Below are 12,572 nucleotides of genomic sequence, written 5' to 3' on the forward strand. Positions count from 1 at the left end.
ATCCCAACCACGGTTCGAGTGCGCGCACTTGACCACCGTTCAGTTCGAAATGGCGCTCGGCTACTGTGTCGCCCATGCAGGGGGAACCGGATCACAACTCCAGTCTGGACAGTTTGAGCGGCAGCGGGGCAATGCCGCTGGAGTCGGGCGACCCCCGGCAGATCGGGGCGTTCAGGCTTCTCGGTGTGCTCGGGTCGGGCGGCATGGGGAGGGTCTATCTCGGCGCCGTGCCGGGGAAGTTCGCGGCGGTGAAGCGGGTGCTGCCCATGCTCGCCGAGGACGTGGACTTCCTCCGTCACTTCGGGCACGAGCTCGACAACCTCGCCCGGTTGCCCGCCGGCGCGAACACCAAGCTCCTCGCCAGCGACCGGACGGCGAAGCCGCCGTGGTTCGCGACCGAGTTCATCCCGGGGATCACCCTCAACGAGGCCATCCGCCTGCACGGCGGCCCGCTCCCCGGCGAGGCCCTCTGGCGGCTGCTGCGCGAGGCGGCGGCCGGGCTCGGCGTCGTCCACGGCGCCGACATGGTGCACCGCGACCTCAAGCCGTCCAACGTCATGCTCACCTCCTCCGGGCTCTCGCTCATCGACTTCGGCGTGGCCCGCGCCGCCGACCAGAGCCGGCTCACCAAGACCGGCATGGTCATCGGCACGCCCGCCTACATGGCGCCCGAGCAGGCCGTCGCCGACCGGCGGCTGACCGGCGCCGCCGACGTCTTCGCCCTCGGCAGCCTCCTCCTGTACGCGGCGAACGGGCGGCCGCCCTTCGGCGACGGCTCCGGCCCCGACCTTCTCTACCGGGTCGTCCACGGCGAGCCGGACTTCGGCCGGCTCACGGAGTCCGAGCCGGAGCTCGCCGAGCTCCTCCGGAGCTGTCTCGCCAAGGACCCGGACGACCGACCGACCGCCGCCGAGCTGGTGGAGCGGGCCTCCGAGCACGCCGAGGGCGTCCTCTGGCCCGCCGCCGTCGGCGCACGCATAGCCGAGCGGGCCGCCTTCGCCGCCGAGACGCCCTCCGCCGAGCATCTGGCGGAGCTGGCGAAGGCCGAGCCCGCCGAGGACGTCGCCACGGCGCCCCTCACCCCGCAGGCGAAGGTGGCGGAGCCCGCGACCGCCTCGCCCGATCCGCTCGCCGTCACCGGTCCCGGCGCCCGGGGCCCGCGCGAGAGGCGGCGGAACCGTTTCGTCATGCTGGCCGTGCCCGTCGTCGTGGCGACCGGCACCACCCTGACCGTCGCCCTCGGCCCGTACGAGATCGGCCGCCTCGGCGCCGCCCCCGGCACCTCCTCGTCGCCGTCCGCCGTGGCCTCGCAGCCGGCGAACGTACCGCCGCCGTCGGCGACACCCGGGTCCCCGTCCGCCAAGACCCCGCCGGGCTCCAAGCCGCCCTCGTCCAAGCCGCCCGGCTCCTCCCCCGGCGCACCGGTCCCGCCGCCGCCCGCGAACGGCGGTGGCGGCGGCGACGTGGGCGGCGGCGACGTGGGCGGAACCGGCATCCAGCCCGGTGGTGTCGGCGGCGGTGGCGGAGACGGCTCCGGCGGGGGCACCACCCCCTCCGACCCGTCCGGCGGCGGTGGCTCCGACGCCTCCGGCGGCGGCACGACGACCCGTCCGCCCACACAGCCCCGTCCGACGCAGACCACCAAGAAGCCCGCGCCCCCGCCGACGAGCGGCGGCGGCGGTTCGGCGCCCTCGGGGACGTACTCCCTGGAGAACGGGTCCACCGGCAACTGCATGGCGGAGTTCAACGGGGGGTTCGGCCCCCTCGTCACCTCCGCCGCGTGCGGCTCCCAGGGGAACGGCACGTACTGGTACTCCTGGACCTACTCCCCCGGAGCGAACGGCACCTTCCGCCTGATCAACAGGACGAGCGGACGCTGCCTCCAGCCGGCCGGCAACACCACGGTCACCACCGTCGCGTGCAGCGGCTCGTCACTGCAGTCCTGGAAGGTCCTCTCCTCGACTTCCGCCGGGCGGACCTTCAGGAACATGAGCGACGGGAAGTGTCTGACAGCCGGGTCGTTCGTCATGACGTACACCTGTGGCGGCGCCGAGAGCAGTCAGGTGTGGCGGAACATCTCAGCCCTCTGAGCCCTCCACCGCGGGCCTGAACACGGGGACGGTCACGTCCCCGTCCCGCCGGAAGGCGACCTCCAGCGCCATCCCGACCCGGAGGTCGCCCCCGCCCGCGCCCCCGCTCCCGTCCGCGTCCCCCCTCCCGGCCCCGCCCCCTCCCAGGTCCACGCCCACGACCTCCGTCATCATGCGCGGGCCCTCGGCGAGATCGACGACGGCCGCGACGTACGGGACGCGCTCACCGAAGGGCGGGAGGTCGTTCCGGTGGACGACCGACCAGGTGTAGAGGGTGGCCCGGCCGCTCGCCCGCTCCCAGCCGACGTCCTCGCTCCAGCAGTGCGGGCAGAACTCGCGCGGGTAGTGGTGGACCCGGTCGCAGGCCGCGCAGCGGCGCAGCAGCAGGTGCCCGTCGGCGGCGGCGTCCCAGTAGGGGCGGGTGAAGGCGTCGACGTCCGGGGTCGCCGTCATCGGAAGAGTCCGATCGCGTGGTCGAGGGACCAGGTCTGCCAGGACATCGCGAAGAGGGCGACGAGGGAGATGAGCGCCATCATCGCGTTCTGCCCCTGCTCGGCCCAGTCGTGGATCATGAGGACGAGGTAGAGGAGGTTGAGGAGCAGGCCGCCGACCAGGGCGACGGGGGTCAGGAAGCCGACGACCAGACCCAGCCCGAGGGCGAGTTCGGCGTAGACGACGACGTACGCCATGAGCTTGGGGCGCGGGGCGACGACGGCGTCGAAGCCCTTCCTGACCGGGGACCACCTGTGCCCGCCGGCGATGTCGGCGGCCCAGGCGATGCCGGTGCCGCGCTCGAACCAGCCCTTCCTGTCCTTGTGGCGCCAGCTCTCCAGCCACCACAGGCCGAGGCCGATGCGGAGGACGGCGAGCCATTCGGCGCCGGTGAGCCAGACGGTCTGCATGCGCGTCCCCTCGACGAGCCGGATCTGACGGTACGTCAGTTCAGCGCAGGCCGGCCCCGCGCGCAAGAGGCGGGCACGGAAGGGAAGGGCGGGCCCGGCCCCTTGAGCGAAGAACGGACGCGGCCCCTGAAGCGGGGGACGGGCGCGGGCGCGGCGGCGGGACATCGGCGGGCGTGACCGATTCGCAACCGAAATCCCTCTCCGTCGAGACCCACTACGTGTACACGTCATTACGCTCAGCATTCATGGCCACCACCCCCCAGCACTCCCCCGCCCACCCCGTCTACGTCATCGGCGGCGGCCCCGGCGGACTCGCGGTCGCCGCCGCCCTGCGCGAGCGGGGCGTGCGGGCCGTCGTCCTGGAGAAGTCCGACGCCGTCGGCGCCTCCTGGCGCGCCCACTACGACCGGCTGCGCCTGCACACCACCCGACGCCTCTCCGCCCTCCCCGGCCTCCGGATACCGCGCTCCTTCGGACGCTGGGTCGCCCGCGCGGACGTCGTGCGCTACCTGGAGAAGTACGCCGAGAAGCACGAGCTGGAGGTCGTCACCGGCGTCGAGGTCTTCCGCGTCGAGCGGTCCGAGGGAGAGTGGGTCCTGCACGCCACCGGCGGGCGGCGGCTCGTCGGCCGCGCGGTCGTCGTGGCCACCGGGTTCAACCACACCCCGCGCCTGCCCGAGTGGCCCGGCCGCGACACGTACGGGGGCGAGCTGAGCCACGCCCGGACCTACCGCAACCCGGAGCCGTACGCCGGGAAGGACGTCCTCGTCGTCGGCGTCGGCAACACCGGGGCCGAGATCGCGGCCGACCTCGCCGAGGGCGGCGCGAAGCGGGTGCGGCTCGCGGTGCGGACGGTCCCGCACATCGTGAGGCGCACGACGGCCGGCTGGCCCGCGCAGCGCACCGGCATCCTCGTGCGCCGGCTGCCGAGGGCCCTCGTCGACCGGATGGGCGCCGTGATGGCCCGCGTCGGGACACCGGACCTCTCGGCGTACGGGCTGCCCCGGCCGGACACGGGCCTCGCGACGCGCATGCGCGAGGGCGCGGTGCCGGTGCAGGACGTGGGCCTGATAGACGCCGTACGGACGGGGAAGGTCGAGATCGTGCCCGCCGTCGAGGCCTTCGAGGGCGGCGAGGTGGTCCTCGCCGACGGGACCCGGATCTCCCCGGACGCGGTGATCGCGGCGACCGGCTACCGGCGCGCCCTGGAGCCGCTCGTCGGCCACCTGGACGTCCTCGACGGGCGCGGACGGCCGGTCGTGCACGGGGCGCGCTGCCCGCGCGAGGCGCCCGGCCTGTACTTCACGGGCTTCACGAACCCGATCAGCGGGATGTTCCGCGAGCTGGCGATCGACGCGGAGAGGATCGCACGGCGGATCGCCCGCGCGCGCGGCGCGTCCCGGAGCTGACGTGGCGGCGCCCCGCCCCCCAGGGGATGCGGGGCGGGGCACCTGGTGATCCCGGGGGTACGGGATCGGCGTGCGGGCCGGGCCGGCGTGCCGGCTCGGCTCCGGGGTCGCGGCCGGGTCAGAGCGCGGTGAGGCCGTTCCAGCCCCAGCCGATCTTCACCCGGCCCTTCAGTCCGCCCTTGCCGTCGCCGTCGTAGCGCCACAGGACACCGGCGGTGTCACGGGCGACCACGTCGGGGATCCGGTCGCCGGTGAGGTCGCCGACGCCGGCCAGGGTCAGGTTCTTCCAGCCGTGGCCGATCTTGTGGCGGCCGCCCCGCTCGTAGCGGTAGAGGTCGCCGTTCGGGGTCTGGGCGAGGTAGTTCTGGTAGCCGCTCGCCGTGAGCGCGCCGACGCCCGTCAGGCGGTAGCCCTGGTAGCCGTACCCGGCCTTCTGGCGGGCCTGGAGGCCGCCGTGGCCGTCGCCCGCGTACGTCCAGAGGTTGCCCGAGGGGTCGATGGCGAGGACGTCGGGGAAGCCGTCGCCGGTCAGGTCGCCGACGCCGGTCAGCTTGAGGTCCTTCCAGCCGCCGGCGCCGATCCGCACCTTGTTGGCGAAGCCGTACGGGTCCCCGTCGAGCCGCCAGAGGCCGCCGACGGCGTCCTGTCCGATCAGGTCGGGCCGGCCGTCGCCGCTGAGGTCGCCCGCGGCGGTGAAGCGGTAGCCCTTCCAGCCCCAGCCGACCTTCACGCGGGCTTCGAGGGTGCCCGCGCCGGTGCCCTCGTAACGGAACTGCTCGCCCGCGCCGTTCACGGCGAGGACGTCGGAGAGGCCGTCGTCGGTGAAGTCGTGGCGGAAGGTGCCGTGGGTGTTCCAGCCGCGCGGCGGGGCCCAGGAGACGTCGGAGGCGGTGGCGCCGGGTGCCGAGAGGACCTTGGGCGTGCTGCCGGGCGCGGTGGCACTGCTGACGGTCGCCTTCTGCTCCGTACCGCCGGAGAGGTACGCGACCTGGGAGCCGTCGGGGGACCACTCCGGGAGCAGGACGTTCTGGTCGCGGGTGAGCGCGTACTCGTTCCCGCCGTCCAGGACGCGGGCGCGCACGTCGTACGAGCCGCCGACGGAGGACGCGAAGACGATCCGCCCGCCGTCGGGCGAGAACGTCGGGTGCAGCCCCTGGGTGACGGGCTTCGGGGCGCCGCCCGTGCGCGGGTCCCAGATGTGGACGGTGCTGCCGCGCAGGAAGGTGACGCGTCCGTCCCAGGCCACGTCGACCTGGGTGTCCCAGGTCTGCTCGGGGGTGGGGAAGACGAAGCCGAGGCCGGTGCCGTCGGCGTTGACGCGCATGATGCGCAGGTTGCTGTGGCCCGGCCTGGCCCGGAAGCTCAGGTAGAGCTGCTTGCCGTCGGGGGTCCAGTCGAGGCCGTCGAGCCAGCCGGCGGGCTCGTCGACGTCCAGGCGGAGCGGGCGCGCGTTCGTGCCGTCGGCGTCGGCGACCCAGATGTCGGCGTAGCCGTCGTTGCTGATGAAGGCCATGCGCCGGCCGTCGGGCGAGTACGTGACGTCGGTGATCTCCGCCTTGGGGAGATTCGGGCCGGTGGGCACGAGGACACGACGGTCGCTGCCGTCGGTGTTGACCGTGACGACGCTGCTGTGGCGGACGCCGTCGACGTCCTTGTACTCGGTGAAGACCACGCGGGGCTTCGGCGCGCCGTCGGCGGCCTGGGCCGGTGCCGCCGTGACGGCGGTGAGCGCGGCGGAGGACGCGAGCACGGCCAGGGCCGTGCCGAGGGCGCGACGACGGCCACGCGAGCCGGTGGCGCGGGTGGTGCGGTTCAAGAGGCCCCCCTGGGCTGATCGGCGGACGTGATCGTTCGTGTCGTCCAGAGGGTGGGACAGCACGGTGACCCGAATGGTTGTACGGAGTCGACCGACTTGATCCGGACACCCTGGCCGGTCCCGTCCCCGGGACGGCCGGATCCGACTTCACCCTGGCGGCCGGATCCAGCTTCCCCCGGGTGGCCGGATCGGATTTCTCCCAGGTGGCCTGATCCCGCTTCCCCACGCACGACCATTCCTGACTGGCCGTCAGTTCTGTAATCTGACTGAGCGTCAGGTGTATACGGATGGGTGAAGGGCGGGCGGAACACATGCTTGGATCGACTCACGGCACCTTCACCACCGATCTCCGCGCCCGCGTGGTCGCCTGCGGCGACGCACCCCGGGCCACCGTGCACGGTGTCACCGCCGCCCCCGGCGACCAGGACGTCAGCGGACGCCCGCTGCACGCCCCCGTACCCGACCTCGACCGGTTCTTCCGGCCCGAGTCCGTCGCCGTCGTCGGCGCCTCCGACACCGAGGGGCGGCCCAACACCGGGATCACCCGGCAGCTGCTCGCCTGGGCCGAGCGGGTCGGCGCCCGGCTCGTGCCCGTCCACCCCACCCGTACCAGCGTGTTCGGGATCGACTGCGTGCCCTCCGTCTCCGCGCTCGCCGAGCCCGTCGACCTCGCCGTCCTCCTCGTCGCCGACCCGCTCCCCGTCATCGAGGAACTCGCCGAGACCAAGGTGAAGTTCGCGGTCGCCTTCGCCTCCGGCTTCGCCGAGACCGGTGCGGCGGGCGCCGCCGCGCAGGAACGTCTCGCCGCCGCCGTACGCCGCTCGGGGCTCCGCCTCCTCGGCCCCAACACCAACCTCAACGCCTTCGAGCGCTTCCGCGACGACCTCGACGGTCCCGCCGTCGCCCTCATCACCCAGTCCGGCCACCAGGGGCGGCCCGTCTTCACCCTCCAGGAGCTCGGCGTCCGCCTCTCGCACTGGGCGCCCACCGGCAACGAGGCCGACCTGGAGACCGCCGACTTCCTCTCGTACTTCGCCGGACGGCCCGAGGTCGGCGCCATCGCCTGTTACGTCGAGGGGCTGAAGGACGGCCGTTCCTTCCTCCTCGCCGCCGACCGGGCCGCCCGCCACGGCGTCCCGGTCGTCGCCGTGAAGGTCGGCCGCACCGAGACCGGGGCCCGTACCGCCGCCTCCCACACCGGCAAGCTCACCGGCGCCGACCAGGTCGTCGACGCGGCCATGCGCCAGTACGGCGTGATCCGGGTCGACGGGCTCGACCAGCTCCAGGACACCGCGGCCCTGCTCGCCCGCGCCCGCCGGCCGCGCGCCGACGGCGTCGTCGTCTACTCGATCTCCGGCGGCACCGGCGCCCACTTCGCCGACCTCGCCACGGCGGCCGGACTCGACCTGCCCACCCTGCCGCAGGCCAAGCAGGACGAACTCCACCAGTGGATACCGCCGTACCTGAACGTCGCCAACCCCGTCGACAACGGCGGCCACCCGGTGGGCGACTGGCGGGGCCGGAAGATCATCGACGCGATCCTCGCCGACCCCTCCGTCGGCGTCCTCGTCTGTCCCATCACCGGTCCGTTCCCGCCCATGAGCGACAAGCTCGCCCAGGACCTGGTCGACGCCGCCGAGGCGACGGACAAACTGGTGTGCGTGGTCTGGGGCTCGCCGGTCGGTACGGAGGAGGCGTACCGCACGACCCTCCTCGGCTCCTCCCGCGTCGCCACCTTCCGCACCTTCTCCAACTGCATCGGGGCGGTGAAGGCCTACCTCGACCACCACCGCTTCAGCGCCGGATACCGCTCCCCCTTCGACGAGGCGCCCCGCACCCCCTCCCCCTCCTTCCGCAAGGCCCAGGCCCTCATGCGGCCCGGCCGGCGGCTCAGCGAGCACGCGGCGAAGCAGCTCCTGCGGGCGTACGGGATACGGGTACCGCGCGAGCAGCTCGTCACCAGCGCCGCGGCGGCCGTCCGCGCCGCCGGACTCGTCGGCTACCCGGTGGTGATGAAGGCCTCCGGCGCGCAGCTCGCCCACAAGACCGAGCTGGGCCTGGTCAAGGTCGGGCTCACCTCCGCGAGCCAGGTCCGGGACGCGTACCGCGAACTCACCGACATAGCCCGCTTCGAGTCGATCGACCTCGACGGCATCCTCGTCTGTCAGATGGTCGGGCGCGGGGTCGAGATGGTGGTGGGGGTGACCCGCGACGACCTGTTCGGCCCGACGGTCACCGTCGGCCTCGGCGGGGTGCTGGTGGAGGTCCTCGACGACACGGCCGTCCGCGTCCCGCCGTTCGAGGAGCGCGAGGCCCGGTCGATGCTCGCCGAACTGCGGGGCAGGGCCCTCCTCGACGGTGTACGGGGTGCGCCGCCGGCCGACGTGGACGCGCTCGTCGAAGTCGTCCTGCGGGTGCAGCGGATGGCCCTCGAACTCGACGGCGACCTCGCCGAACTCGACATCAACCCGCTGATGGTGCTGCCGCGCGGGCAGGGCGCGGTGGCCCTGGACGCGCTGGCCGTCTGTCGCTGAGGAGACTCGCCATGGCCGATGTACTGCACACCGTCGAGAACGGCGTCTCGTGGATCACGCTCAACCGCCCCGAGGCGATGAACGCGGTCACCTGGGACCAGCGGGAACGGATCATCGCCCTGCTCGACGAGGCCTCCGCCGACCCGGACGTCCGCGCGGTCGTCGTCACCGCCACCGGCCGGGGCTTCTGCGCGGGGGCCGACCTGCGGGGCGCGCCGCCGCTCGGCGACCGGGTCGCCGGGGACGTGGCGCGCACGCTACGGCGCGGGGCCCAGCGCTTCGTCGGAGCCGTACTGGACTGCGAGAAGCCGGTGATCGCGGCGGTGAACGGGACGGCGGCGGGCATCGGGGCGCATCTCGCCCTCGCGTGCGACCTGGTGCTCGCGTCGGAATCGGCCCGGTTCATCGAGGTGTTCGTCCGCCGTGGGCTCGTCCCGGACGGCGGCGGCGCGTACCTCCTGCCCCGGCTGATCGGTCCGCAGCGGGCGAAGGAGCTGATGTTCTTCGGGGACGCGGTGACGGCGGCGGAGGCGCGGGAGCTGGGCCTGGTGAACCGGGTGGTCCCGGCGGAGGAGCTGGAGAAGACGGCCCGCACCTGGGCGGAACGCCTCGCCCAGGGCCCGACTCGCGCCCTCGCCCTGACGAAGCAGCTGGTGAACGCGTCCCTGGACACGGACCGCGCGACGGCGTTCGCGGCGGAGGCGACGGCGCAGGAGATCAACATGACGACGCGGGACGCGCGCGAGGGGGTGGCGAGCTTCGTGGAGCGCCGGGAGGCGCGGTACGAGGGGCGGTAGCGGAGCATGTCCTACCGGAGCCCTATGGTGTGAGCCGCATATGCCACACACTGCCGCTCCGGGGGGAACGGAATGCTCAACTCCGCGCTTTCGCGCACAAGATCCCGAAGATCCGGAAGATCCCTTCTTCTGGTTTCCGCCCTGCTCACCGCACTGCTGAGCCCGATGCTCCCTGCGGGGACGGCACTGGCGGCCGCGCCCGCCGCCCAGGACGCGGACGGCGCGGGCGACTGCCTGCCCTTCCCCGCCGGCGACTTCGGCGCGGACCCGGCCGGGGTCACCGTGCCGGCCGGCAGCCCCGACACCTGCCTGACGATCCCGGCGGACGAACACTCCACCCGCGAGCTGCTCACCACCACCGTGGACGACTACTCCTACGGCTTCAGCGTCCTCGACGAGAGCGGCACGACGGTCTGCGGGTTCATCGAATGGGGAAGCTCCCCGGAGGGCTGCACCCTGACGCCCGGTGAGGCGTACACCGTCCTCGTCCCCGGGGGCTTCCCCTGGGACCAGACCCTCGTACGCCGGGACATCACCGCCGCCGCGGGTGGCTGTGTCGACACCCCGGCCGGCAAGGTCGGCGCCCCGTCCGCCGAGGGCGTCCCGGCCTCGTCCGACGACTACGTCTGCCACCGGGTGACCACGTCCGACGCCCGGGACACCCTGCACCTGAACGCCCGCGACACCTCGGCCGGTCTCGCGACCGGGTTCGCGGTGTACGACGCCGACGGCGAGGTCGCCTGCGAGGACGCGATCTCCGGCTGCGCCGTCACCGGCTCCACCACCTACCGGGCGATCGTCCACGTCGGGAACGGCGACACCACCGCCCCCGTCTACCGCCTGGACGCCGTCCGAGTCGGCACCGCCGCCGGCCCCGCGCCGGAGTGCGCGAAGGTCCCGGACGTCACCTACGGCTTCCAGGTCTCCGGCACGCTGTCCGAACAGCGTCCGACCCTCTGCGCGGTGCTCCCCACGGCCTCGAACGACTGGCTGAAGCTGTCGTTCGCGCCGGAGCGGGAGCTCCACGAGTCGCCGACTCCCTGGCTGTACGACGGGTCGACCCGGCAGAACGCCTGCACTCCCCTGCGCGGCGGCGGCTACCACGACTGCCGAGTGCCGGCCGAGGAGGACTACGAGTACATCGCCCGGCCCACCACCCTCGTGATCGGGCTGCCGTCGGTTCCCTCGCAGGCACCCGTCGAGGTGCGGGCCACGGCCCACTGCCCGAGCCGCTGCGGCACCGTGTCCCCCACCGTCACCGCCGTCACCCCCGGCACCGTGGGCGCCGGGAAGGTCACGATGAGGGTCACCGGTGCGGCCCTGCACGAGAAGGACGTCGTCGAGGTCTCCGGCAGCGGCTACCGCGCCCGGTCGACGACGGTCTCCGTCGCCCCCGACCGTCGGAGCATGGACGTCTCGCTGGACCTGACGAGCGCGCCGCGCACCGCGCTGAACCTGAGCGTGGTCACGCACGACGGGGACACGTACCAGCGCGGCCGGGTCACCGTCGTCGCCCCGATCCGGGCCACCGCCGTCCCCACCGTCACCGGCACCGCCGTCGTCGGCGGCAAGGTGACGGCGAAGGCCGGGACCTGGACGCCCGCCGCCGACGCGTACACGTACCAGTGGCGGTCCGGCGGCGTCGCCATCGCGGGGGCCACGGCCGCCACGTACACGCTGCCGTCGACGCTCTTCGGCAAGCAGCTGTCCGTGGCGGTGACCGCCCGCAAGGCCGGGCACCCGGTCGTCACGGCGGTCAGCGGGTCCGTGGTGGTGAAGGGCCTCGCGCCCAAGCCGACCAAGGTGCCGTACATGTCCGGTGCCACCCGGGTGGGGGACAGGCTGACGGCTGTGGCCGGCACCTGGTCGCCCGCGCCGACCTCGTACGCCTACCAGTGGCGGGCGAACGGCGTGGCGATCGCGGGCGCGACCGGTTCGACGTATGTCGTCCCCGCGTCCGTCGTCGGCAGGAAGCTCACCGTGACCGTGACGGCGCACCGCACCGGGCACCTGAGCGGCGCCCACACGACGGTCGGCTACACCGTCGCCGCGGGCCTCGCGCCGAAGGCCACCACGGCCCCCTACCTCACCGGCACCGTCAAGGTCGGGCGGACGCTCACCCTGAACCGGGGGACGTGGACGCCGGCGCCGAGCTCGTACACGTACCAGTGGTACGCGAACGGGCGGGCGATCAGCGGGGCGACGCGGACGACGCTCACGCTGGCCACGGCCCAGCGCGGGGCGAAGATCACCGTCAGGGTGACCGCCTACCGGACCGGGCACACGGCGGGTGTCGCCTGGACCCGGTCGACGGGGGCCGTCGCCGGCTGAGTCACGACCTGGAAGCCCCCGGGGGCGGCGGCCGGACCGTCACCCCCGGGGGCTTCCTATCTGACGACCCGTCAGCTTCAATGAACGGATGATGGGACACGCGGGGATGGCGGCCACCGCCGTACGACACCTGAGAGCGGCCGGTTCACCGACGGCCGTGGAACCACTGCCCCGGCCGGCACTGCGCGCGGTACGGGAGGACGAGCGACCGCCCGTCGAACCCGCCGAGTTCCGCCGCGTCCTCGGCCACTTCGCGAGCGGCGTCACGCTCGTGACCGCCCTCGACGGCGAAGGACCGGCCGGGTTCGCCTGCCAGTCCTTCGCCTCCCTCTCCCTCGACCCGCCCCTGGTCGCCTTCATGGTCGCCCGCACGTCGACGACCTGGCCCCGGATCGCGGCGGCGGGCACCTTCTGCGTCAACATCCTCGGCGCCGACCAGGGCCCGCTGTGCCGGTCCTTCGCCGTGAGCGGCGCGGACAAGTTCGCGGGCGTGGACTGGGTTCCGGCCCCGGCCACGGGCTCCCCGCGGCTGCCCGCCGCCCCCGCCTGGCTGGACTGCGCGATCACCGCCGTCCACACCGGGGGCGACCACCTGATCGTGGTGGGCCGCGTGGAGGCCCTCGGCGCGGCCGAGGACGGGGATCCGCTGCTGTTCCACCGGGGGAGGTTCGGGCGGCTGAGCGGGTAGGCCTG

The 12,572-nt window shown here is 73.7% G+C and carries 9 protein-coding genes; 6 read left to right on the forward strand and 3 right to left on the reverse strand.

The genetic code is table 11. The features are described from left to right. Positions 1 to 113 precede the first annotated feature (113 nt). Entirely contained in the window at positions 114 to 2,090 is a 1,977-nt protein-coding gene (locus tag ACRRSS_RS32835) for a protein kinase domain-containing protein (RefSeq protein WP_435974634.1), read from the forward strand. Here the strand turns inward: ACRRSS_RS32835 and ACRRSS_RS32840 are convergent. Together ACRRSS_RS32840 and ACRRSS_RS32845 are read right to left on the reverse strand one after the other, a co-directional pair. Next, on the reverse strand, positions 2,079 to 2,543 hold the full coding sequence (locus ACRRSS_RS32840; protein WP_435974635.1) for a Zn-ribbon domain-containing OB-fold protein: 465 nt from the start codon (positions 2,541 to 2,543) through the stop codon (positions 2,079 to 2,081). The genes ACRRSS_RS32835 and ACRRSS_RS32840 overlap by 12 nt on opposite strands. Then, the gene (locus ACRRSS_RS32845) at positions 2,540 to 2,992 is read right to left on the reverse strand and encodes a DoxX family protein (protein WP_435974636.1); all 453 of its coding nucleotides are present in this window, start codon (positions 2,990 to 2,992) and stop codon (positions 2,540 to 2,542) included. Before ACRRSS_RS32845 ends, ACRRSS_RS32840 begins: the two co-directional genes overlap by 4 nt. A 245-nt stretch (positions 2,993 to 3,237) precedes the next feature. Here ACRRSS_RS32845 and ACRRSS_RS32850 point away from each other — a divergent pair, with 245 nt between their 5' ends. Continuing rightward, positions 3,238 to 4,401, forward strand: coding sequence for a flavin-containing monooxygenase (locus ACRRSS_RS32850; RefSeq protein ID WP_435974637.1), 1,164 nt, complete (start codon positions 3,238 to 3,240; stop codon positions 4,399 to 4,401). A 118-nt stretch (positions 4,402 to 4,519) separates the two neighbouring features. On the opposite strand, the gene ACRRSS_RS32855 is transcribed toward ACRRSS_RS32850, so the two are convergent. Then, positions 4,520 to 6,217, reverse strand: a complete 1,698-nt coding sequence (locus ACRRSS_RS32855; protein WP_435974638.1) for an FG-GAP-like repeat-containing protein — start codon at positions 6,215 to 6,217, stop codon at positions 4,520 to 4,522. 311 nt (positions 6,218 to 6,528) lie between these two features. On the opposite strand from ACRRSS_RS32855, the gene ACRRSS_RS32860 reads away from it, so the two are divergent. The 4 genes from ACRRSS_RS32860 (at position 6,529) to ACRRSS_RS32875 (ending at position 12,567) form a co-directional block, all read left to right on the forward strand. Next, the gene (locus tag ACRRSS_RS32860; protein WP_435974639.1) at positions 6,529 to 8,751 is read left to right on the forward strand and encodes an acetate--CoA ligase family protein; all 2,223 of its coding nucleotides are present in this window, start codon (positions 6,529 to 6,531) and stop codon (positions 8,749 to 8,751) included. 11 nt (positions 8,752 to 8,762) lie between these two features. Further along, on the forward strand, positions 8,763 to 9,548 hold the full coding sequence (locus ACRRSS_RS32865) for an enoyl-CoA hydratase/isomerase family protein (RefSeq protein ID WP_435974640.1): 786 nt from the start codon (positions 8,763 to 8,765) through the stop codon (positions 9,546 to 9,548). 165 nt (positions 9,549 to 9,713) lie between these two features. Continuing rightward, the gene (locus tag ACRRSS_RS32870; RefSeq protein WP_435974641.1) at positions 9,714 to 11,879 is read left to right on the forward strand and encodes a hypothetical protein; all 2,166 of its coding nucleotides are present in this window, start codon (positions 9,714 to 9,716) and stop codon (positions 11,877 to 11,879) included. 106 nt (positions 11,880 to 11,985) lie between these two features. Further along, positions 11,986 to 12,567: a flavin reductase family protein gene (locus tag ACRRSS_RS32875; protein WP_435975482.1), complete on the forward strand. Its 582-nt coding sequence runs from the start codon at positions 11,986 to 11,988 to the stop codon at positions 12,565 to 12,567. Positions 12,568 to 12,572: the final 5 nt, after the last annotated feature.

Origin of the sequence: Streptomyces sp. Qhu_M48 (genome assembly GCF_051305195.1) — a bacterium.
Classification (GTDB): domain Bacteria; phylum Actinomycetota; class Actinomycetes; order Streptomycetales; family Streptomycetaceae; genus Streptomyces.